Origin of the sequence: Bacillus sp. 2D03 (assembly GCF_003946765.1) — a bacterium.
Classification (GTDB): Bacteria; Bacillota; Bacilli; order Bacillales; family Bacillaceae_G; genus Bacillus_A; species Bacillus_A cereus.
Genome location: NZ_RPSJ01000006.1, coordinates 249,211 through 270,792, shown reverse-complemented (window position 1 = coordinate 270,792; position 21,582 = coordinate 249,211). Strand labels below are relative to the sequence as shown.

The window sequence follows — 21,582 nt, the reverse complement described above, 5'->3', positions numbered from 1 at the left end:
GTACACTTACGTATACATTTCCTTTTGTTTTTGCGTCTTTTGCGATTTGATCAATTTCTATTTTTGCTTCTACCGCATTTTCTCCCACTGTTGCTGTTCCTAGTTCCGTTCCTTTTGTTGCTGCGTCGTATACTTTGACTACGTCGCCTGTTTTAACTCCTGTCACTGTCACTACATCTTTCACACCAGTTTTATTATTCACTACTGTGATTGCTCCTGCCACTGGCGCTTTTGTTACTGGCTCAGCTGCATACTTTACAGCCACACGTGTACTTTCTTCTTTTCCTGCCTTAGTAACTGTTACGTATACTGTACCACCTGTTGCTGTTAATAAATCTGTTTTGGTAATTGTTCCTTCTTTACTATTCTCTCCAACTGTTGCTGTAGCCAATGTCTTCTCTTCTTTAATCGCATTGTATATTTTTACAATATCTCCAGGTTCTAAATTACCAACTGAAATCGTATCTGTATCGCCCGTTTTTTTATTTTCAACCTTAATAGCTGAAGTCGCTGGAGCTATGGATGGATTACCTGCTGCTAAAGCTGTAATAGATGGGGATGTAGCAGAAATCATCAAAGCTGAACTCACACAAATACTCGTTAAAAATTTAGAATTTTTATTTTTTTTCATTATAATTCCTCCTGTTTTAATAAAACGATAATTGGATAATTAGATAATTAGATATTAACAGGTTATATTATCTTACTTTTTTAAAAAATATGCTAGTAGATTTTTTTATTTTTAAGTACTTTCTCATCATAAAAATATATATTAAAACTGTAACACTTAATTTTAAATATATAAACCAATCAAAGAAGGTAATCAATCATATATATGAATTGACTACCTTCTTACACTTAAATAAATTCCAAATAATCACATATTTCCTTATAAAACTAACTTATCAACAAGACCAATTAATTCTTGAATATCCGGCTTACTTACTTGAGCATTCGCCCCTACAGCCTCACCTTTATGGAACAACTCATTCGTAATTAAAGAAGAGAAAATAATAACCGGTAAACGATCCATTACTTCACTATCCTTAACCACTTTCGTTAAATGATGTCCATCCATTTTTGGCATCTCAATATCTGTAATAAGCAAGTGAATATGTTCAAACATTTTTTCACCTTGCTCTTTCGCTAATTTTTCAATTTGCGCTAACGCTTCTGCACCATTGCTGAAGAAGTTCATTTTCGTATATCCAGCTGATGATAATGTTTCTTCTAATATTTGGCGAAGCATCGCTGAATCTTCTGCAATGTAAATTACTTTTTCAGCTCGATCTGTTTTTTGTTCTAATCCTGCAATTGATTTATTGTCATAACCAGTGCCGCTAATTTCACATACAATTTTTTCATAATCTAATAGTAAGATGATTTTGCCATCTAGTTTTACAATACCAGATGTCGTTTCTTCTAGTCCCATAGATAATGAAGCTGGTTCATCAATTTGTTCCCACGAAATACGTTGAATACGATGCACTTCATCAACGCGGAAAATAACTTTCATTTGATTTAATTCTGAGATGATAAATTTCGTTTGATCAAGTGGCTTTGTTGACTTTAAATTAAGAGCCATTGCCAAGTTAATAACAGGTAAGATTTCACCACGTACTTGAACAACACCTTCAACTGCATGATGAGATTCTGGCACAGTTGTAACAGGGAATGGATTAATGATTTCACGTACTTTCATTACATTAATACTAAATAGGTTTTCACCAACAGTATACGTAACAATCTCTAATTCATTTGTTCCGCTTTCTAATAAAATACTTTGTGCTTGTGACATAAAGGTGTCGCTCCCCTTCCATTAATTCCGTATATCTAATTATTAAGCTTTACAAAACCGAAAAAGTCAACTACCTATATAAAAAATATAGATAGTCGATTGATTCATTTTATTAAAAAACAATTAATCTTGTATAAACGAAGCAAGTGCCTCTAATAACACTTCTTGTGCTCCTACAATTTCCGTCGGCATTGCTTCCCATTTTTTCGAAAGCTCCGTCTCTACTCTTATTCTCAGCTCAGAATTCATTTCTGCTAGCACATATTCTTTCGTTGCTATATCAACATCAAGTAGCGCGAGTGCATATAATTCCGGGTCATTTATTTTTTCGAATAATCGTTTTAATACTACCGGTGCTATATGTTTTAATTTTTCAATATGAATTTCCTTATCCGAAAATAGTAACTCATATTGAATAAACGTAACATTTTCTTTAATCACTTTAAAATAGCAATTATTTTTTTATCATTTACAAAATAACCATTCTGATCTGCGATAATACTTTCTACTTTACGAATTAAATCTGGCAAACTATTCGCCGCCATTACAGTCCGCTGCTCAACCTCACTCGGCGAAATGAATGTAACGCGATACTTATTTTGCGCCATCCTCCTCACCTCTCCTTTTATAGAAATTCAGTCTAATTGTATATACAACTACCTTAAATTAACTTAAAACTATTTTATATTACCACTTCTTACACTACCACACTACTCTATAACGCTACATATCTCTGGTCTTACACATCGGTCGGGACTCTATTAGGCACTAACCGCTCCAAAACATCGCCAGGTCCTCTCTCAAAACCTAAAAAGTGCTTTTAAGAACCTTTCAATAACTCTATGTTATTAAACCAAAACGCTATCTGCTGATTCGTAATATTTGGCAACATAACAAAAAACTCACGACACTTCATCTCATCCTTAAACAGTTGATACTTCCAAACGCTATCGCTACCAACACTTATGAAATAAAACTCATGGATACGGCCAATGATTGCTTGTTTTTCGCCAAATGAATACGGTGGTACTTGCTTAATTTCAAATTGATCTGGTAAATATACATGCTCTTCTCGTTCCATTTTTAGCACTTGCTCAGCAAGTTCACGTTTATTTTCGAAAAATGGCAATTGTAAAATTCGTTCTTGTCTTGTCATACGAATAAAAACCCTTTCTACTACATTACAATCTTTCTTTATAATATATTATCGAATTAAGTTTACAACTTCATTTAATACTTCATCTGACACTTTAATTACTTTCGCATTTCCTTGGAATCCACGTTGATATAGCATTAAGTCAACGAATTCTGCAGATAAATCTACGTTTGAACTTTCTTTTGCTGACCCCCTTACATTACCTGCACCATTCTCACCAGCAACACCTATCCCTGGAATCCCTGCTGATGGTGTGGCAATGTAATTGCCATTCCCAGTTTTCATTAATCCACCTGAATTAGGGAATGTAGCTACAGCTAGTTGTCCTACAACCTTCATACTACCATCCGAATATGTCATCATAACGAAACCACCGTCAGAAATTGAATAGTCATTTGCAATTGCAGCTGGACGCCCCGTTACTTCTGTTGTAGAAATAGTTTTCCCTGTCGGATAATTTGTTAAACCACTTAAGTCCAGTGTCAGTCCCTTACCAAAAGGAATTTTAACTGTTCCACCTTTAGTAATTTCACCAGTTACTGGATTTTTTTGTACAGACTCATCTGTCTCTTTTAGATTTCCTAATGTATCAAATTTAAGATTTTTTTCACCCGTCATGCCTTCAACAGGCTTAAACTCTTTTTCGTTTTTAGAATCATTTCTTACAGAAACTGTATATGTATATTCACCTGGCACAGGCTTTTCAACTTCTTTTCCATCTACAGTCTCTTTTGTAGTCTTTTGTTTAATATTTACACGTAACGTTAACGAGTTTCCTTCCTCATCAAAAACTGTGAATTCATGAGATAATGCATTTTGATTTCTAGGAAGGTTTCCACCTATTGTTGCTTTATCTGTTTGAATCCCACCAACAGCTGATCCCATTGGAATATGAATTGGACTTGGTCGTGAAGAAAAATCTATTTCTTGTGTTCCTGTTTTCACACCATAACCTAGCACATACTGTCCACTTGTATTTGTAACATAGTTATCTTTCGATACACCGAAAGACCCTTTTCTCGTATACTCTACATTTCCACTATTACGATCACCAACTAAAAATAAACCCTTTCCCTCTATGGCTGTCTCCATCTTATCACTAGTTAAAGTAAGAGAACCATCACTAAAATCTGTAGATGTCCCACTAAACTTTACACCGTTACCAATACTCTTTGGATTCGTGCCAGCATAAGCACCATCCCCACGTGAACCAACCGTATTATTATATAGCAGATCATCAAAAATAGCTTTTTGCTTTTTATATCCAACTGTTTGTGCATTTGCAATATTATTTGAAGTAACACTTAATGCATTTTGTGCCGCATTCATCCCTGTAATACTCGTATATAACGCTTTAATCATAATCTATATACACTCCTTTTATTAATTTTGCTTAACCTCTTCATTTTTTTCTATATCATCTTTCTTCTCATCTTCTGGATTTGTTTCTGCTATCGGTTTATCTGAAACCCTTTCTACAAAACGAAGTGAGACAACTTGATTATCAACAATAAGTTGTACATCGTTATTTTCGGCAAGTCGAACTGTTTCCACTTGACCAGTCACTTGCTCTCCCTTATTGTTTATACCTCTAACATACTTTCCTAAAAATTTCATCCCTCCATCAAGAGCTGTCGTATACATCGTTGATTGTAGTTTATCTACTGCTTTTGTCATATTTTGTACTTGCTCCATAAGCGATAGTTGAGCCGTTTGATTCATCATTTGGTTCATATCCATCGCATTAAACGGGTCTTGATGTTGAAAGCTTGCTAAAAAAAGTTTCAGGAAATCATCTTTATCCATAATACCGGGTGTTTTTTGATTACTTGCTGATACTCCGTTTGTTTGTTGCACTGGCGATTGTACACCATTAACAGGTACATTACTTTTTTGCGCTCCTGCTTGTAACGGAATATGATTTGTACTCGTTGTATTTAATCCAACTGTTGGCACGCTTTATTCCTCCAATAATCCCGCAAATTCTGTTGATTGTTGTTTTTCATGATTTGTATTTGCTAATTTCTGTTTTTGCCTTTGCTCTTGTTCTCGCTGTTCTTTGCGATTTTCATCTTTATCTGAATAGCTAATTTGAATATTGATTTCTTTTTCTTTTAACTTTAATCTCAATTCATCAAAAATGATTTCAACACGTTTTTTCGCATCGTGTTTTTCCATTTCTACGTGAACGTCAATTTGATCTCCGTGTTTTTTCATAAACACTGTTAATGTACCAAGTTTTTCTGGATTTAACTGGAATAAAACACGTTCTTGTTTCACTACAAATTTTTGCAGCGCTTCTACTTGCGCTTCCATTTTCTTTCCTAAGTCAGGTAATGAAACTTTCTCAGCACCACTATTTGATTTCCCTATTTGTTCGGTACTCGTCGTTTTATTTAATAACTCTGCACCTGCAGAGCTCGAATCGTTTAATGCATCACCTTCTGGCAACTCTACCTTTGCATCATCGCTCTCAAGTTTCGGAAGATCTACTTCTTTAAACTCTTCTTGTTCCTTTGCAATATTACAAGTTTCTGTTTCTACAACCTTCAATGCTTGCATCGCTTGCTCTGGCATCTTCATTTTGTCTAATACCATTTGTATTGTATCTTCTAAACATATAGCATTTTTGATATTCATATTTGAAAGAAGTTCTTGTAATTGTTGTAATTCAGCTGCAGGTAATTCATTAAGTTTAATATTGCCATATTCTTTATATAGCTCTTGTATTTTTTGTATGTATTGATATAACAATTCCGGCTGCACATGTAATTGCTCAATTGCAACCATTTGCTCAGATACAGCTAATAACAACTGTTCTGTCTCTTTTTTTTCTTCTTTCTTTACAATAGGTTCTTCTTCCGTTACCGATTTTTTAGAAAGAATATAATCTTTTCTCTCTTCTTTTGGTGCTTCTTCTCGTTTCGTTTTCTCCGTTTGCGGCTGTTTTTTATTTTCCATTCTCATCGTACGATCGAATGAAGAATCTTCATTTTTTGATTGTACTTCTAGCCCTTTTTCTTTTTGCGGAGGTAAACTTTGTTGCACCGGTAATACAGACTGTATCACTACATTCACCTCATCCATTCATACACATTTTCAAATCCAGAAGCATTTTTTCTTCCAGCTTTTCTTGTGCTTTCGCAAGCTTTTTGCAATCTTCTTGATACATCTCATCAATGACACGTTCTTTTTCTTTTACTTGCTCTAAAAGGCTTTCATTTTTTTGAATAAAACCTTCCGTTTTTTTAATTTTTCGATTCCATTCTTCTATTCTTTCAGGTGAAAACGTATGTGAAGAAAGCATGCCAGCCATAATACGTTGCCCAGTTTGTACGACTTTACTACGCGATTTCACAACATATAAATCATATTCTTTTTTTTGTTCTATTTTTCTTTTTTCAGCTGTTAATTCATACACTTCTTTTAAAATATGTTCTTTTTCTTGGTTTATTTGCAATTTTATTGTGTCGTACTGCTGTTTATCCACCTGTTTTCATAGCCCCTTTCTATTATAACGTTCTCTTTTTCTATTATATAGTTTTTTCCCAAAAAAATCTGTGAAATATTAAAAAACAAAAAAATAAGACCTCTTGGGCAGAGGCCTTATACTATATGCTGTATCGCTTCAACGATATCATCAAATTGGAAACTATCCGATCGACCTTGCTTTAAAAATGTATTTATGCCTTCTACTTTATTTTTACATTCAAAAATATAAGCATTTTCTTCATTTTGTTGAATCGTTCCTAGCTTAAAATACAATTCATTTTCTTTATAAATTGATAAAATCTTTCTCATTTCATTTGCAAGTTGCCAATGATGTGGCGAAACAATTTCTTCCATAATCCTACTTACTGAATCTAATACTGAAATTGCAGGATAATGACTAAGCGTTGCAAGCTCACGCTTTAATACGATATGTCCATCTAAAATACCACGTGCTAAATCTGGTACAGGACCATTTAAATCATCCCCATCAACAAGCACCGTATAAATACCTGTTATAGATCCCTTTTGTGTTTTTCCGGACCGCTCTAACAACTTCTTCATATAACTTTCCATTAACAGTGTTTTACCACCAATCGGTAACTCTTTAACAGCAATATCAACACTTCTTCGTGCATCGGCAAAACGAGTAACAGAGTCCATCATAAGTAATACGTTATTACCTTGATCACGGAAGTATTCAGCAATAGACGTTGCGAGTTTCGCTGCACGAAGTTGCATAAGATGACTTTCATCTGACGTCGCTACAACAACGACGCTTTTTCGCATACCTTCCTCGCCTAACTCTTTTCGAATAAAGTCTTTTACTTCCCGGCCACGTTCCCCTACTAAACTAATAACGTTTATATCAGCTTTTGCATTTTTTGCTATCATTCCAAGTAAAGTTGATTTACCAACACCTGACCCAGCAAAAATACCAATCTTTTGACCGATACCAATTGTTAGCATAGAATCAATTGATTTTATTCCTGTTTCAAATACATCGGTAATCTCTTCACGTTCAAATGCATGTATAGGTGGTGCATCTAGTTTTATTTTCTGTAATGGAATGTTTTCAGCTTCCTCATTTAACACTTCACCATTTGCACTTAACACTTTTCCGAGCAAGTGATTACCACGTGGTACAACAACATCTTCTGAAACTAATGTCACTGAATCTCCATAACATACTTTTTCTGTCTGTTCAAATGGAAGAAGCATATTATTTTCCTTTTCAATGGCAATCACTTCACATAAGACGTTATGTTCTCCAACGAAGCAAACATCACCAATCTTCGCTTTCGGCCCTTTTGCTACGAAAAACTGTTCTTGTACACTATGAACTTTGCCTACTTTCGTATACAGCGGTGTTTCAATGAACTTATTCCATTTTTCGTTCTCATTCATTAACAGGCGGCTCATACATTTTGCTCCTCAAATAACTTCTCTTCTTCCCATTTCTGACGAAGTTTCGCAAATATAGGTGCAAATTTAAATTCAAAGAACTCTTTCTCTTCTTCCAGAACAAATTCACCAAACTGCAGGGAGAAATCATATTTCCATTCTACTAATTGTAGTAACCAATATTCTTTCGTATTTTCCTTCTCTTCTTGAATACGTTCAAACGTTTCTGGATGTACTGTAATGATTAATTTTTCAAACGAAGTTGGCAATGTTTGCACGATGCCAGTTAAAATAGGTAACACATCAAGCAATCGTGAATCTACCGCTTGATTCACGATTTTTTCTGCTAGATGAAAAGATTGATCCCATAATAACTCTGTCCATTCATATGCTGTTTCTTGTTGTTCTTCTTGAAATTGCACACGCGCTGCTTCCATCTGTTCCATTTGCTCATGAATATGCATTTGAAATTGTTCTTTATCTTGTAATAACTGCTGCCGCTCTCGTTCTAGCATTTGCTTCTCTTGCCTTAGCTGATTCATTTCCATATGTAACGATTCTTGCTGGGCGCGAAGTTCTGCATGATCAGCTTGTAATTCTTCCTCTTCTATTTGAACTGAAGCTGGTTTTGGAAATTGTAATTCATACGTTTCTTCAGAAAAAGAAACAGAATTCTTCGGAATTCTGTTTTTAAATAAGGACATCCTCTTCACCTCTTTGAACGATAATTCTTCCTTCTTTCTCTAGCTTTTTCACTGTACCAGTGATCGTTTGCTGCGCTTTTTCAGCATCCGTCATCTTAAGCGGTCCTAAGCCATCTAATTCTTCTAGAATCATCTCTTTACGGTTTGAAGACATACATGTAAATAATTTCTCTTTAATTTCTTCTTTTGCAATTTTAAGTGCTTTCGCAAGAACACCGTTATCTGTAATTTCTTCTAATACACGGCGAAGCGCAAGATCTTCAAGACCAAGTAAGTCTTCAAAGACAAACATATTTTCTTTAATTTTCTCAGATAACTCATAATCGACTTCATCCAGCTTTTGAAAGACTGTTTTTTCAACACCTCGTGAAACATTATTTAAAATATTTACGATTGTTTTCAAGCCATCAGTTTTATTAATTGCACTAAATGCCATATTATTTAATTTCGATTTTAACAACTCACCAATTTGATTAATTAACTCACCATCAACTTGTTCTAGTTTCGCTATACCCATTACCGTTTCAACGCGCTTATGATCTGGCAATCTCTCAATTAATTGAGACGCAAGTTGCGGTTTAATATAAGAAGCGATAATTGCAATTGTTTGTGGTGACTCATCATTAAGCACTGTAAGAAGTGGCTCTAAATCTGTAAGTGAATTTAAGAACTCAAACGGATTATCTTTGTTATACCAAAGATCTTCCAATAATTTTTCCAGTTCGTCTTCTGGCATGTTTTTAAATATGCGACGAATGTATTCTTTATCTGGAGTGACTAAGTTCAATTCTTTTACATTTAGTTCATATAAGAACTCTCCTAGTACATTTTCTAACGTTTCTGGTTTGTATACACGAAACTTTGCGATTTCACGAAGTAATACTTCTTTTTCCTCAGCTGTCATATATTCAATGACTTTTGCTGCCACCCCTTCTTCTAATGTACGAATAAGGATGGCAGCTTTTTCTTTGGAGGAGATTTCATCTAACATCGTTGTTCCTCCCTTACTGTCCGTTTAACCATTTTTTAATTACTTTTGCAGTTCCTTCTACATGTTCTTTCGTAGCATCCTGCACTTGTTCATCTAACGTTGGTTCTTTCGGTTCTTCTGGTTCAGCTTTTGGCTCTGGCACTATTTTTTCTTCAGGAATTTCCAAGATACTTTCATTACTTGCAGCAATTTCCTCTTCTGCTAAGTATTCTTCATATTCCTCTTCTTCTTTCTTTCTCTTACGTCTTGCTAATAAGAACCATACTAGACCACCGATTGCTAATAAGCCAGCTGTAATTCCACCGAATAACCACCAGTTCATACCACTTTTTTCTGGCTCTTTCTCTTTTTCGGCTTTCGGCTGATCGAACTGAACAGTTACAACGTTAACTTGACCATTTATAAAGTTACCGTTCGGATCAGCTTGAAGTCCTGCCGCTGTTCCGATTGCTTCTTTAAAAGTTGTCATATCAATTCTACGTTTTACTAACGTATCATTATCTACCCATACAACAACATTCGTTTTCGTTAATTCTGGGTGTTTCTTAATTGTTTCAACTGTTTTATCTATTTCATAATTTTCAATTTTGTTGCCATTTTTATTATCGTAGACAACTTTACCATTTTGATTATTGTTCGTACCGTAGTTTGGCACTTCACCGTTAGCTGTAATACCAGCACCTTGCTTCGTATCTGCCCCTTCTTGCGCAGTAGAGCTTTCCTCTTGCTCTTGTTTACTACGAAGTACACCTTTATCACCATACTTCTCTGACTGACGTGTAACTTCATCGTAGTTTACAGATACTTTCGTATTCACTTTATATTCATTCGGTTTAAACATCGTCATTAACGTTGCATCAATGTCTTGCTTTAATTTACCTTCAAGTTGGTGCTGCATCTCTACTTCTTTCTCATAAGAAGAGGAACTACTAGAATGTGCTTCATCTGCTCCTTTTGAGATAACACCTTTTTTACTATCAATAACACTTACTTCTTCTGCTTTCACACCAGGAACCGCTGCACTAATCATTTGCTGTATACCCGCAACTTGATCAGCTGTTAACAATTGTCCACGCTTCACTCCAACCGTAATCGCCGCTGTTCCTTTTGCTTTTTCTTCATCAAAAATCGTCTCTTTTTCAGGCAATGTAATTTGAACATTTGCCGTTTCAACTGTCGCAAAGTTTCTTACAATATCTTGCTCCAATTGCTTCTTCGTACCGACAATTTGCTTCATTTTTTTATCTTGCTCACTTGAACCGAGCGAGCTTTCTAATAAAATTTCCTCACCGCTTTTCGAATTAAACGGTAAGCCCATCCCATTCATTTCTTTTCGAACCCATGGAGCATCATTCTTTTGTACACGAATCGAACCATCGGCCGCTAATTGATAATCGACACCTAACTTCGATAATTCTGCTGTAATCTCTTGTTTATCTGTATCATTTAAATTTTGATATACAACAACATATTTATCTGGCAAGGTGAAGTATAAAAGTGCTCCTGTTACAATCGCTAAAAGCGCAGCACCAATTACTAACTTATGCCACGTTTTTAACGATTGGATAACATTTTTCATCTTTTCCATTTAAACACACCCGTCCACTTTCCTAAATTTGCATATTAATAAGTGACTTATAATTTTCAATAAGATTATCACGTACGAGAGCAGCCGTTTTCATTTGAGACTCAGCTTTCTTTTGCTGAATTAAAACGTCATGTGTTTCTCCTACCCCTTTAGTTAATAAATTATATACTGCTGTTTGCGCATTGTTTTGCGTTTGATTCATATCTTCCAATAAATCAATAAACTTTTTTCCCTCAACTACAGATGTTTGAGAAGTTTTCGGTGCACCAATTGACTGAATTGCTCCAAATGGTTGTGTATGTAACATTGGTTGAATTTTCATATTAGTATCTTCCCCCTTATCCTCGGCCGATTTCTAAATCTTTATCAAGCATTTTTTTATTCGCATTTAATACACTCGTATTCGCTTCATACATTTTTTGAGCAACCATTACATTCGTCATTTCAGCAGTTACATCAATATTAGGATAACGTACATATCCTTCTTCATTTGCGTGCGGATGCGTCGGATCATACACTAAATTTTCCGTTTTGTCTGCTTCAATACTTTTTATTTTCACTCCATTGGTAGGAGCCCCATCTAACATACTTGCAAAACTATTGTTTGATTCTAGCACCACACTACGACGCTCATATAAATCTGCCCCCGGAGCCGCCGTCGTATTTGCATTTACAATATTGTTAGAAGTAACTTCCATCCACTTTCTCGCTGTCGTTAGCCCTGAGCCACTTGCATTAATTGCCTGAAACATCCGTTGTCTCTCCTTCTACTTTTAACGTCCGCGTGCCGCTTGGTTAATTGCATATTGTGTATTAATTGCATTAATTGAAATACCGTATAACTGATTTGCTTTCATTAAATCTAGCATTTCTGTCGTTACATCCACACTATTTCCGTCTTTATTCGTTTGCATTGATTTTGTTTGAATCTTTGCATATGTATTTTTCGTATTTACTGTCGGTAAGTGCATTTTATTCGTTTGATATAAATCTGGATTGCTCTTTAAATCAGCCGCATTGTTTTTATATAATGCACTACTTTTATTCATCTGCTCAGCAAATGTTACATCTTGTGCTTTATAGCCAGGTGTATTCCCATTTGCAATATTACTAGAAACAGTATTTCGTTTCGTTACTAAATAATTCATATAATGGCTTACATCACTCACTAAATCTGGCATATTCCACACCCTTCCTTTTCTAACTGAATGATCCACTGATGGAAGTTTCACTTCATTATTTATTTTTTTATATGCGTTTATTAAAATATTTACTATTATGTACCCTTACATATTTTATTCCATTTTTCCATTGTTGTCTTTAGAAAAATACAAAAATATAAAAAAGAATACAAAAAACCTGTATATAAGCAGTAATTTATGAAACATTTCAACATATGAACTACAAACTAAGTTCATTTTTATATCATTTAGATTACTACTATTTTTTTCATTACAGTCATAAAGTGAAACCTCAATCAGCGGAATTCTTTATTTAAACAAAGGAATGGATCCCCTTTTAAAAAGGGGGATCCGTTTCCAAACTTTGTTATTAATATTTACCGTAAAATGAATTAGCTTTTATCCGCCCATCATTTGCCATTATCATTTCTTCCAAAATCTTTTGCTTATCTCGAATATGCTGTGCTGCCTTAATAATAAATGGGCTTACTTCTGCCGCAACTTGCGCACGCGTTTCTTCATCCAATGTCATCATCCAGCGATTTAACATCTCACTCTTCTCAGCAAACTCTTCATCTGACACTTGCAATTCACCGATTTCATTAAAACAGCTGACAAACGTTCGATAAATATCATTGTTCATTTTCAAGCGCTCCACGGTATCCGTCTATTAAATCTTGCAACACTTTCACAATTACATCAATATCTTTCGCTTCACGCGTTACTTTCATCGCTTGAATTTGAATGCTAATCCAATCGTATAAACCAAATAAACTATCGTATAAATCTTTCGTAATATCAGGATTTAACTGGAGCTTCAACTCTTCAAATATACGTTCTAACTTTTCAAGAAGTTCATCACCATCTTGAATTTTGAATGTATTTAAAAGTTCTTCCAACTTACGAAACTCGATGATACACCTTTCATAAATAAATATTGTATTTTTAATTGGATTACTCGTCATAATATCATTTTGCATATAACGTTGCCATGCTTGCATACAATCACTTCCTCAGCTTTCATTAGTCATCACTTTTTGTTTTTGTCATTGCTTGAATTGTCTTCAACTGACTATCAAGCAATGCTAACTGACTTTCTAATTTTGCATATTTATCAATAATTGTTTTTTGTTTTTCCTTATTAACTGTATCAATATCTTGAATTTTTCTCTCTAAATCAGTTACTTGCTTTTCAATACTTTTAGAACGTTTCCCAATAATTCCTTCATCTCCAAATATCCCGTCTAACTTTTTCTCTGTATCATGACCTAAACCATTTAAGCCAAAGAAAAATTGTTTGGTAGATTCCGGATTCTCTTTAAAAGCTGTGTTTAATTTTTCTTCATCCAGAGTCATATTACCTTTTTTATCAATTTGAATTCCAAAAGAAAATAAATACTTATCATCTTGGGTAAATTTAAAAATACCTGTCATTGCATTATTGATAGCAAATGACACATTATTCCCCTGCATCACTCCACTTTCCCCAGCAAATAAATCCAAACTTTTAACAGCCTTATTATACTCGTCTTTCATTTTTTTATTAAATCTATCGAATTTTTTATATCAGAATCTTCAATAGTTAATTTTATTGGCTCTGTAGTTTCCTTTTCTAAATTAATGGTTAATCCTGGAATCGCATCAATCTTATTTGTTTTACTAGTTCCTTTTATTCCATTTATTGTATAATCAGCATTTATTGCTCCTGTCACTTGATGTGCAACAACATTCGTTCCATCCGTATTTTTCGCAGAAGTAACTAACCCTATATTTTGTAAAAAACCATTGGTGCCATCAGTTAATTTCAGCTCTCCAGCTTCTCCTGCAATAGTCGATGTGAAAAATAATTGATCTCCTAATGTATATACTGATGCACCATAATTCCCATTATTTATCTTATTGACAAGATCTTTATACGTCATATCTTTTGAGATTTTAACTTCTTTTCCGTTTATCTGAAATACATCATCTACTCCAAGTTTTAAATCTAAACTAAATTTTTGCTCCATACCTTCAAGAGTTTTTGAAGGAGTAAGTGGGGCTGTAGTTATTTGATGTCTTTCAGCTACTCGTTCTACTGTAATCGTGTATGTTCCGGGAATTGCAGCTTCTTCAGCTTGTGCTTTTATAAAACCATCTTTGGATAGAGTTGTTTTCTTTTCATCACCTTTAAATGCGTATAAATCCTTGAAAACTTGTACAAGATTTCCAAATTCTTTTTTCATGCTTGCATACACATTTTTTTCATTTGTTAATGTTTGTTTTTGTGTAGTATAAGGTGATTTTTTCATTTCCAATGCTTGTAACTCTAAATCTACTAACTTCTTTGTATCTATTATGTTATTTCCTAAATTCCATATTTGTTGTCTGCCACCATAATCAGATATTGTTCCTGCCATATTTTTCACTCCTTATCATTTACATGTAATCTAAAATACTCGTTTTACTCATCGTACTAACTGCTTTAAGCGTCGCTTCATACGTTGCATTTATATATGCTAAGTCAGAAATTGCGACCGCTAAATCGACATCCTCAATTTCTTTACGATTTTCTTGAAGCGCTAAATTTTGTTCACTTAAAATTGTTTTAAACGTCTCCATTGTGTTCATTGTTGAACCAACTTCAGTTGTACGGTTAATGATGCCATCTAAGTTTTTCTTATTTTCTCCTAATAACGGTTGTAACGCTTTTTGGTCACCTTTTTGCATCGCTTCGCTCATCTGTTTTAACGTTTTTATAACCGGGGATAATAATGCTTCTCCGTTACGGAACGCTTTGAATTCATAACCGTCATTTAGTTGCCAGTTCACATCATTTTTTCCGCCCTGGTATGTACCATCTTCTGTAAATGGTGGCTTCTCTGCACTATCACCACCGAAAATATAACGGCCTTGCTCTTTCGTATTCGCTAAATATACGACTTGTTTTAAAATTTGATCAATCTCTGCACCAATAGCTTGCAATTCTTTTTCACTATTTGTACCATTTAATGCTTGTACTGTTAATTGGTCTGCTCTTGTTAAAGATTTCAAAACACCTTGTAAAGTATTTTCAGTTTGTGTTAATACATTTTTTGAATCCGCTATATCTTTCTGCATTTGCTCCATATTTGCCAATGAATGTTGAATCGCAAATGATTTACTTGCTGCAAGTGGGTCTTCACTCATAAGAAGGTTTTTCTTCCCTGAGGTTACTTGATTTCGGTGGTATTGCTGTTGCACATTTAAATCCATCAACTGATTCTTTGCCCAGTTTGCATTTTGAAATGTAGATACTCTCATTTCTATCTCCTCCTTAAATATTTCCAATTACCAACTATACATGACTACTCCTTATCTAATAATCGAAAACAAACTATCAAACACTTCATTCATAGTAGTTATAGCTTTAGAATTCGCCACGAAGTATTTTTGGAAGGCCATTAAATTAACCATTTCTTCTTCCATATTTACGCCCTCGATGCTCATCTTTTCTTGCTGGATACCTTCTAATAAATCCTTATGAATATTTTGATATGCATTTACTGAACTTTTATCAGAGGCTACACCAACTAAAAATTGATCTAAGGCTTGCTTATATGTAAGTCCATCCTTATAGCCTTTATCTGTAATAGCCGCAAGGTTGTTGGCAGTTTCAGCCGAAATTTTCATTTTTGAAATATCTTTTATAAAATCAGGATTCAATTCAAGCTTCTTCGCATCTTCTCCTACAAAAAGCTCTTTCTTCATAGTATTATTCACTTGTTTTTTTAACGAATTTACAAACTCATTCAGATTATCTTTATAATTTGTAATCTTTGCTTTCGTATCAATTGCCGATAAAATTGTTCCACCACTTAATGGGATATCTGTTCCAGATATTTGTACAGACATTGGCTTTTTATCCTTCTGTAATTGAAGTGGGTATGTATCTTGACCATTTACAGTTAAAACACCATTCATCCTAACAGTTGCAATATTAGGATTTGTAGCTTCATACGATACTTCTATATCTGCATACTTAGACATTTCTGTCATAATACGATCACGTTCATCTAATAGTTGATTTGGTACTTGTGTACCAGCTTGTCCAATTTTCTTGTTCGCTTCTGCTAAACTAGCAGCAAGTCGATTAAATTCATTAACATGCGCTTCAATATCTTCTGTCGTCTGTGCTTCCACTGTATCCAAGTTTTTCGCAAGACGACTTACTTGACTTGTGAACTTCCCCGTTTCAGCAATTAATGTATCGTAGTAATTTGATTGCTCCGGATTTTTTGCAACTTCACGAAAAGCATTGAAAAACCCATCCATTAAACTAGATAATGAATTTTTACCTGTCGTTCCTACCATAGACTCTACTCGCGACAAAGTAGAGTTCATATATGCATAGTAAGAGAACTGTGACATTTGATCATTATATTGCTTTGTCTTCACTTCATCTGTAATACGATCAACACCTAACGTTTGTACACCATACCCTATTCTTTGTTCTGGTGCATACCCTTTACTCCCTCCAGCAGATCCGTAATTCACCATTTGACGCACATAACCCGGTGTATGAATGTTAGACAAGTTTTGTTTCGTTGTTTGTAACCCCATTTGAGCCGCTAACATGCCCGATAGCGGTGTATTATAATCAGATAATCTCATAAAGCTTCACTTCTCCTTTACAATAGTTCGTTCATAAAGATTTGCGAATTATTGTTTCGCTCTAAGTTATATTCAGAAACAGAATCCACAATACTTTCTGTAGTTTTTAATAGTACGTTTAAGTAATATTGATTTTTCAAAAGAATCATTTTTACATTCTCTTCTAATTCAGTTACGTTTTTTTGTAATTCTTCCATTTTTTCAATTTCTTCTTGAGAAAAATACGAAAATAACGCACTTACACGAAACGCTTCAACTCCTTGTTCTTTACAGAACTGAACAACCATTTCTTCTAATGAGCTTGATAACCCTTTTAAACCATCAATGTACTGCAATTGCTCTACTTGCAATTTTTGAACTGCATTTACATTTTTATTTTTTAAATTCTCATATATTTGCTCTCCAAGCGCTTGAATATTTTCATACGCTTTTTGAATAATAACGAGTTTTTCATATAATTGTATGTACATATAGCTTCCTTCCTTTTACAAGACTAAATTCACAATTAAACCATGGATTTCTCCAATTTGATTTAACATTTCTAAATGTCCTGTTTTCGTATTAATTAAATTCATAACATCTTCTAATTCATTCAATCCCATTTCTGCCTGTTTCACAATCGTCATTTTCTGTGAATATCCGTAACGCGGGTGACGAGACATGACATCTTTATACTGCAATACATTATCCACGTAAAAATTCAAAAATGATTTTACTGTATTTTTGTATTCCATTACATTATCAAGCGTTAATTCCATTTCAATTTTCTCTTTAATTTCTCCAATATTATCGACAAACGCTTCCATTTGTTCTAGTAATTTATCTTTTTTCGGATCTGCATGCAAATTATCCGAAAATGCAAGTCCTGTTCTGACATTTGCTTCTTTCGGCATTTGAGTAGCAGGCGGTATATGCGATAAAATTGGATTATGCGAGATAGAACGTAGCATATATATCACCTATTTATTTTTTTATTTCTTCCTAAACTTAATCGTAAAATCCAGTTATTTATAATTATACTCTGAACAGTAATATTTTGCAGTTATTTTTTATAAAAGATATGTTACAATTTAGCATGAGGTGGCACAATTCTATGAATATTTTCCTTTGTGGTTCAAATCAATTAACAGCATTAGATCAAGAAGAAATTAAAAAATTTTTAACTGACTATGCTCACAAACATAAAATTTACATATTATGTTATAAATCTATTGAAAATGAGGTTCTTCGTTTTTTCGTTGAGAATGAAAGACTCGCTCAAAATTTATGCCTTTACACGCTGCAACCATTGCAAGCAATTACAGATGAATTTCAAGAAGTCGTTGATTACTTAAAAAAACACGGAGCCGAATATGTTGCTTTTGATCATCCTTCTGACTCCATTTACCGATCAGATTATATGTTTTTTGTTAAACAAATTATTGAAGACACTGATTTAGTTCTCTGTTTTTATAATGGGGACAAACATACATCTGTCATCCCTGTCGATGTTGCAAAAGAAGCAGGTATTGATGCTGTCATTTATGATTTACCAGGATTACATGAAAAGCAAATAAAAAAAAGCTTTGAACAAAAAATTCGTATGATGTAAAGGGGGAGGCACAATATCATTATTGTGCCCATTGTAAATATGATAATTGAACAAGATTATGATCATTTTATCGCGAGTTTTAAACAACAATTCAATATGGACATCGCTTCATATAAACAAGATAGAATGCGCCGTAGAATCGATGCTTTCATTTCGAGAAAAGGCTTCGAAAACTACACTAATTTTTTAAACAAATTACGCGCTGATCAAAATTTATTTTTAAATTTTATTGACTATATTACAATTAACGTTTCAGAGTTTTTTAGAAATAAAGAACGATGGCAAACTTTAGAGTCGAAAGCACTACCAAAATTACTCGAACAAAATAGCGGAAAATTAAAGGTATGGAGTGCCGCTTGCGCTGCTGGTGAAGAACCATATACACTCTCTTTAATTTTATCAAAGCATCTAGCTCCATTTCGTTTTGAAATTCAAGCAACAGATCTTGATTTTCATATTTTAGAAACCGCAAAACGCGCTCAATATACAGAACGTTCGTTAAAGGAATTACCTACTGATTTGAAAGAACGTCATTTCACAAAAGAGAATGATCTATATTCATTGCATCAAAACATTAAACAAAACGTCTCGTTTAAACAACATGACCTTTTAATGCAGTCATTCGATACAAATTATGATTTGATTATTTGTCGTAATGTAATGATATATTTCACAGAAGAAGCAAGAGTAAAACTTTACGAAAAATTTAGTCGTTCTTTACGAAAAGGCGGTGTACTATTTGTTGGTAGTACGGAACAAATTTTAACACCCGAACGTTACAATCTTCAGCGATTTGATACATTCTTCTACGAAAAAATATAAAAGAGGTCGTCACAATGGAGTGACGACCTTTTTACATAACTCGAATTAAAATAATACCGACAATCCATATGAAGAGAAAAAGAAACGTCATAGACCATTTATGTTCTTGCATCGTTTGTTTCAATGCCTGTGATAATTGTGTCATGTTCATTTCCGCAAGCGCTCTCCATACACTTACATCCCGATCTTTAGCAATGCGGTCTGTAACGCTAATTAAAATCGTTTCGTTAGACAATTTCGTTATATAAGCAGTAATAACCGTTACCATCAAATTTATATTTCCTTCTGAAGAATCACTTTCCACTCTAGAGATAAGTGCACTTACATCTAGTAAAGGAATATGTACTTTTCTACCAAATGATAGTTGTACTTCAGCAAAATCATATGTTCCATCTAACAAAGGAAGTTCTTTTATATGCGCCTGCTTAATAAGTCCTTGCAGGCTTCTAATTACTTGTTCAAATACTTTTTCTGATTGCTTTCCTTCTTGAGATAATGTATGTAACTTTTTAAAAAGTTGTAACACTGTATCCATCTCTTTAGAAAGCATTTCCTTCATAATCTTTCCATCACTTAAACTTGCAAGTAAAATACCTATTTCATTATTTTTCGAAATAATTTTAGACTGTCCAGTAAACACTAAATTGCTACGCTTTCGTTCTTTCTGGATTTCATGTTCCGAAATAGCTGCAGGCTGTTTTAATGGTTGTAGCGTCTTATCTTCAATTGTCGTACGTTTAATCTCCATTTAAGCGCCTCCACTACTATGAAATAATTAGCCCCATTCTTTATTACTCTTTAAAACTAAAAACAGTACGAACAAACCTGACATGATAGTAAATACATCCGAAGCTTGTACTCCCTGTTCACCTTTTTCTTCTTCCTTGTCTTTCGTTTCTTCTTTTTGTTCTTTCTTTTTAGAGACAACCTGTTTGTTATTTTTCTCTTTTTGGTCCTTCGCCTTATGTACTTCCTTGTTGTCTTCGAACGGCTCTTTTATAACGTAAGTAAATTCCTCTTTCTCTTTCAACGGTTCTTTTATAAACTTATTTACTTTCTCATCTTGCTTCGGAATTTGAACAACTGGCAATTTTTCTTCTGGAAGCGGGTTTTTGATTTTCAAATCTTTTTGCTTCTCATTTTCTTTCTTATCTTCTAATTCATTTTCTAGTTTATTATCTAATTTATCTTCTAATTTATCTTCTTTCTCTTTCTCTTTCTCTTCTTTCTCTTTCTCTTCTATCTTTTTATCATCTTCGTTTTTTGGCGCCAAAACAGAAATGGTATATTCACTTTCTTCAACAAGTTTATTACCTGCTGCATCTATTATCTCTACAAGTAATTCGTATGGCCCAGCCGGCAATGCTTCTGTTATTTCAAATACTTTTTGCCAATCCATATCATGCTTGTTGTAGTCTAATAAAAACGAAAGCTCTTTATTTTCTTTCCCTTTTAATGTAACGCGCACTTCTTTTACAACCGATTCTATATCTGACGCTTTTACTCGTATATGTATAGAATCTCCCTGTTTTCGTTCAACTAAGTTCTCTTTTACTTCATCAATAGTAACTTTCTGTAACTTTGGCAATTCTTTATCTATAGTTGGCGTTTCATTTTTAATACGAATGAGCGGGACTTTCACTTCATTTTTTACGATCTCTTCTTTCTCATTCTCTTTGTAACTTTGAACGAGCTGAAGATTCCAATCACCTTGCAAATCAAAATCCCCTGCTTTATAGTTAGCAACCCAGCTCTTCGTTTCTTCATCATACTCAAAAGATAGTATTCTTTCTTGCGCATATTGCTCGCCATTTTTTTGTAACTGCAATATACCTTTCATGCTTTGAATGTTTTTCCCATTTGGTTCTACAGCAATTCGCACTTCTTCGCCAACTTTAAGCTCCGGCTTATTTACTGTAATAATTCCCTGTTCTGTTTCTATCTTTCTTTCATTCAATTGTTTATTTACTACTTCTTGTTGTTCTACTTCTTGTTCTGCTTGTTCTGCTTCTTTTTGTTTCTCTTCATCTTGTTTCGTTTCCACTTGCTCTGAAGATTTTTGAGATTCCTTATTTTCTTCTTGTACATTCACTTCATTTATTTTTTGATCTGGCTCAATTTGTTCCTCAGCCTGACTTTGCAAGGGGAAGAACAAGCACACATGTATGCATAGCCAACTCATTAGAAAAAACTTTACGTTTTTCATCTACTAGTTCAAACTCCTAT

General features: G+C 34.0%; 23 protein-coding genes and 3 pseudogenes. 2 read left to right on the top strand and 24 right to left on the bottom strand.

The features are described 5' to 3' along the window. The 22 genes and pseudogenes from EBQ15_RS16110 to EBQ15_RS16005 form a co-directional block, all read right to left on the bottom strand. Nucleotides 1–631, bottom strand: a pseudogene (locus EBQ15_RS16110) (hypothetical protein); the annotation flags it as partial. A 258-nt stretch (nucleotides 632–889) separates the two neighbouring features. Further along, nucleotides 890–1,798, bottom strand: a complete 909-nt coding sequence (locus EBQ15_RS16105; RefSeq protein WP_000075942.1) for a chemotaxis protein — start codon at nucleotides 1,796–1,798, stop codon at nucleotides 890–892. A gap of 123 nt (nucleotides 1,799–1,921) precedes the next feature. Beyond that, nucleotides 1,922–2,406: pseudogene (locus tag EBQ15_RS16100) on the bottom strand (LysR family transcriptional regulator). A 212-nt stretch (nucleotides 2,407–2,618) separates the two neighbouring features. Further along, the gene (locus EBQ15_RS16095; protein WP_000198179.1) at nucleotides 2,619–2,954 is read right to left on the bottom strand and encodes a DUF3964 family protein; all 336 of its coding nucleotides are present in this window, start codon (nucleotides 2,952–2,954) and stop codon (nucleotides 2,619–2,621) included. A gap of 48 nt (nucleotides 2,955–3,002) precedes the next feature. Next, nucleotides 3,003–4,316 (bottom strand): flagellar hook protein FlgE, encoded by a 1,314-nt coding sequence (gene flgE, locus EBQ15_RS16090; protein ID WP_000588312.1) that lies wholly within the window; start codon nucleotides 4,314–4,316, stop codon nucleotides 3,003–3,005. A gap of 21 nt (nucleotides 4,317–4,337) precedes the next feature. Then, nucleotides 4,338–4,910, bottom strand: a complete 573-nt coding sequence (locus tag EBQ15_RS16085) for a flagellar hook assembly protein FlgD (RefSeq protein ID WP_001143464.1) — start codon at nucleotides 4,908–4,910, stop codon at nucleotides 4,338–4,340. A 3-nt stretch (nucleotides 4,911–4,913) separates the two neighbouring features. Next, nucleotides 4,914–6,023, bottom strand: coding sequence for a flagellar hook-length control protein FliK (locus EBQ15_RS16080; protein ID WP_000616452.1), 1,110 nt, complete (start codon nucleotides 6,021–6,023; stop codon nucleotides 4,914–4,916). Nucleotides 6,024–6,033: 10 nt separating this feature from the next. Further along, nucleotides 6,034–6,444 (bottom strand): hypothetical protein, encoded by a 411-nt coding sequence (locus tag EBQ15_RS16075; RefSeq protein WP_000360855.1) that lies wholly within the window; start codon nucleotides 6,442–6,444, stop codon nucleotides 6,034–6,036. Nucleotides 6,445–6,560: 116 nt separating this feature from the next. Beyond that, nucleotides 6,561–7,865 (bottom strand): flagellar protein export ATPase FliI, encoded by a 1,305-nt coding sequence (gene fliI, locus EBQ15_RS16070; protein ID WP_000088695.1) that lies wholly within the window; start codon nucleotides 7,863–7,865, stop codon nucleotides 6,561–6,563. Next, on the bottom strand, nucleotides 7,862–8,551 hold the full coding sequence (locus EBQ15_RS16065; RefSeq protein ID WP_000051689.1) for a FliH/SctL family protein: 690 nt from the start codon (nucleotides 8,549–8,551) through the stop codon (nucleotides 7,862–7,864). Before EBQ15_RS16065 ends, fliI begins: the two co-directional genes overlap by 4 nt. Continuing rightward, nucleotides 8,538–9,542, bottom strand: coding sequence for a flagellar motor switch protein FliG (gene fliG, locus EBQ15_RS16060; protein WP_000883364.1), 1,005 nt, complete (start codon nucleotides 9,540–9,542; stop codon nucleotides 8,538–8,540). Before fliG ends, EBQ15_RS16065 begins: the two co-directional genes overlap by 14 nt. Nucleotides 9,543–9,555: 13 nt before the next feature. Further along, nucleotides 9,556–11,130 (bottom strand): flagellar M-ring protein FliF C-terminal domain-containing protein, encoded by a 1,575-nt coding sequence (locus tag EBQ15_RS16055; protein WP_000413952.1) that lies wholly within the window; start codon nucleotides 11,128–11,130, stop codon nucleotides 9,556–9,558. Between the two features lie 22 nt (nucleotides 11,131–11,152). Then, nucleotides 11,153–11,452, bottom strand: coding sequence for a flagellar hook-basal body complex protein FliE (gene fliE / locus EBQ15_RS16050; protein WP_000701673.1), 300 nt, complete (start codon nucleotides 11,450–11,452; stop codon nucleotides 11,153–11,155). 16 nt (nucleotides 11,453–11,468) lie between these two features. Next, nucleotides 11,469–11,882 carry a flagellar basal body rod protein FlgC gene (gene flgC / locus EBQ15_RS16045; RefSeq protein ID WP_000484680.1) on the bottom strand — a complete coding sequence of 138 codons (414 nt, stop codon included), beginning with the start codon at nucleotides 11,880–11,882 and terminating at the stop codon, nucleotides 11,469–11,471. 21 nt (nucleotides 11,883–11,903) lie between these two features. Continuing rightward, nucleotides 11,904–12,311, bottom strand: coding sequence for a flagellar basal body rod protein FlgB (gene flgB / locus EBQ15_RS16040; RefSeq protein WP_001113115.1), 408 nt, complete (start codon nucleotides 12,309–12,311; stop codon nucleotides 11,904–11,906). A 370-nt stretch (nucleotides 12,312–12,681) separates the two neighbouring features. Next, entirely contained in the window at nucleotides 12,682–12,954 is a 273-nt protein-coding gene (locus EBQ15_RS16035) for a hypothetical protein (protein ID WP_001058086.1), read from the bottom strand. After that, on the bottom strand, nucleotides 12,944–13,312 hold the full coding sequence (locus EBQ15_RS16030) for a flagellar export chaperone FliS (protein WP_001149503.1): 369 nt from the start codon (nucleotides 13,310–13,312) through the stop codon (nucleotides 12,944–12,946). Before EBQ15_RS16030 ends, EBQ15_RS16035 begins: the two co-directional genes overlap by 11 nt. Before the next feature lie 22 nt (nucleotides 13,313–13,334). Beyond that, a pseudogene (locus EBQ15_RS16025) lies at nucleotides 13,335–14,710 on the bottom strand (flagellar hook-associated protein 2). A 19-nt stretch (nucleotides 14,711–14,729) separates the two neighbouring features. Next, a complete protein-coding gene (locus tag EBQ15_RS16020) occupies nucleotides 14,730–15,593 on the bottom strand; it encodes a flagellar hook-associated protein 3 (RefSeq protein ID WP_001266406.1) in 864 nt (287 codons plus the stop codon). Between the two features lie 51 nt (nucleotides 15,594–15,644). Continuing rightward, nucleotides 15,645–16,943 carry a flagellar hook-associated protein FlgK gene (gene flgK, locus EBQ15_RS16015; RefSeq protein ID WP_001239700.1) on the bottom strand — a complete coding sequence of 433 codons (1,299 nt, stop codon included), beginning with the start codon at nucleotides 16,941–16,943 and terminating at the stop codon, nucleotides 15,645–15,647. 17 nt (nucleotides 16,944–16,960) lie between these two features. Continuing rightward, on the bottom strand, nucleotides 16,961–17,413 hold the full coding sequence (locus EBQ15_RS16010; RefSeq protein ID WP_000275881.1) for a hypothetical protein: 453 nt from the start codon (nucleotides 17,411–17,413) through the stop codon (nucleotides 16,961–16,963). Nucleotides 17,414–17,428: 15 nt separating this feature from the next. Continuing rightward, a complete protein-coding gene (locus EBQ15_RS16005; protein WP_000946323.1) occupies nucleotides 17,429–17,893 on the bottom strand; it encodes a YaaR family protein in 465 nt (154 codons plus the stop codon). A gap of 143 nt (nucleotides 17,894–18,036) precedes the next feature. On the opposite strand from EBQ15_RS16005, the gene EBQ15_RS16000 reads away from it, so the two are divergent. Both EBQ15_RS16000 and EBQ15_RS15995 read left to right on the top strand, forming a co-directional pair. Continuing rightward, complete coding sequence (locus EBQ15_RS16000) at nucleotides 18,037–18,534, top strand: flagellar motor switch protein FliG (RefSeq protein ID WP_001020109.1); 498 nt, start codon at nucleotides 18,037–18,039, stop codon at nucleotides 18,532–18,534. A 39-nt stretch (nucleotides 18,535–18,573) separates the two neighbouring features. Then, nucleotides 18,574–19,356, top strand: coding sequence for a CheR family methyltransferase (locus EBQ15_RS15995; RefSeq protein WP_000582873.1), 783 nt, complete (start codon nucleotides 18,574–18,576; stop codon nucleotides 19,354–19,356). Nucleotides 19,357–19,387: 31 nt separating this feature from the next. Here the strand turns inward: EBQ15_RS15995 and EBQ15_RS15990 are convergent, their stop codons facing one another. Continuing rightward, on the bottom strand, nucleotides 19,388–20,104 hold the full coding sequence (locus EBQ15_RS15990; RefSeq protein ID WP_000403967.1) for a hypothetical protein: 717 nt from the start codon (nucleotides 20,102–20,104) through the stop codon (nucleotides 19,388–19,390). A 27-nt stretch (nucleotides 20,105–20,131) separates the two neighbouring features. Further along, the gene (locus EBQ15_RS15985; protein ID WP_000800066.1) at nucleotides 20,132–21,562 is read right to left on the bottom strand and encodes a hypothetical protein; all 1,431 of its coding nucleotides are present in this window, start codon (nucleotides 21,560–21,562) and stop codon (nucleotides 20,132–20,134) included. Between the last annotated feature and the right edge of the window lie 20 nt (nucleotides 21,563–21,582).

Coding starts and splice junctions, on each gene's coding strand:
- EBQ15_RS16105 (WP_000075942.1), bottom strand. CDS start 1,798: ATGTCACAAGCACAAAGTATTTTATTAGAAAGCGGAACAAATGAATTA.
- EBQ15_RS16095 (WP_000198179.1), bottom strand. CDS start 2,954: ATGACAAGACAAGAACGAATTTTACAATTGCCATTTTTCGAAAATAAA.
- flgE (WP_000588312.1), bottom strand. CDS start 4,316: ATGATTAAAGCGTTATATACGAGTATTACAGGGATGAATGCGGCACAA.
- fliI (WP_000088695.1), bottom strand. CDS start 7,865: ATGAGCCGCCTGTTAATGAATGAGAACGAAAAATGGAATAAGTTCATT.
- EBQ15_RS16065 (WP_000051689.1), bottom strand. CDS start 8,551: ATGTCCTTATTTAAAAACAGAATTCCGAAGAATTCTGTTTCTTTTTCT.
- fliG (WP_000883364.1), bottom strand. CDS start 9,542: ATGTTAGATGAAATCTCCTCCAAAGAAAAAGCTGCCATCCTTATTCGT.
- EBQ15_RS16055 (WP_000413952.1), bottom strand. CDS start 11,130: ATGGAAAAGATGAAAAATGTTATCCAATCGTTAAAAACGTGGCATAAG.
- fliE (WP_000701673.1), bottom strand. CDS start 11,452: ATGAAAATTCAACCAATGTTACATACACAACCATTTGGAGCAATTCAG.
- flgC (WP_000484680.1), bottom strand. CDS start 11,882: ATGTTTCAGGCAATTAATGCAAGTGGCTCAGGGCTAACGACAGCGAGA.
- flgB (WP_001113115.1), bottom strand. CDS start 12,311: ATGCCAGATTTAGTGAGTGATGTAAGCCATTATATGAATTATTTAGTA.
- EBQ15_RS16035 (WP_001058086.1), bottom strand. CDS start 12,954: ATGAACAATGATATTTATCGAACGTTTGTCAGCTGTTTTAATGAAATC.
- EBQ15_RS16030 (WP_001149503.1), bottom strand. CDS start 13,312: ATGCAAGCATGGCAACGTTATATGCAAAATGATATTATGACGAGTAAT.
- EBQ15_RS16020 (WP_001266406.1), bottom strand. CDS start 15,593: ATGAGAGTATCTACATTTCAAAATGCAAACTGGGCAAAGAATCAGTTG.
- flgK (WP_001239700.1), bottom strand. CDS start 16,943: ATGAGATTATCTGATTATAATACACCGCTATCGGGCATGTTAGCGGCT.
- EBQ15_RS16010 (WP_000275881.1), bottom strand. CDS start 17,413: ATGTACATACAATTATATGAAAAACTCGTTATTATTCAAAAAGCGTAT.
- EBQ15_RS16005 (WP_000946323.1), bottom strand. CDS start 17,893: ATGCTACGTTCTATCTCGCATAATCCAATTTTATCGCATATACCGCCT.
- EBQ15_RS16000 (WP_001020109.1), top strand. CDS start 18,037: ATGAATATTTTCCTTTGTGGTTCAAATCAATTAACAGCATTAGATCAA.
- EBQ15_RS15995 (WP_000582873.1), top strand. CDS start 18,574: ATGATAATTGAACAAGATTATGATCATTTTATCGCGAGTTTTAAACAA.
- EBQ15_RS15990 (WP_000403967.1), bottom strand. CDS start 20,104: ATGGAGATTAAACGTACGACAATTGAAGATAAGACGCTACAACCATTA.
- EBQ15_RS15985 (WP_000800066.1), bottom strand. CDS start 21,562: ATGAAAAACGTAAAGTTTTTTCTAATGAGTTGGCTATGCATACATGTG.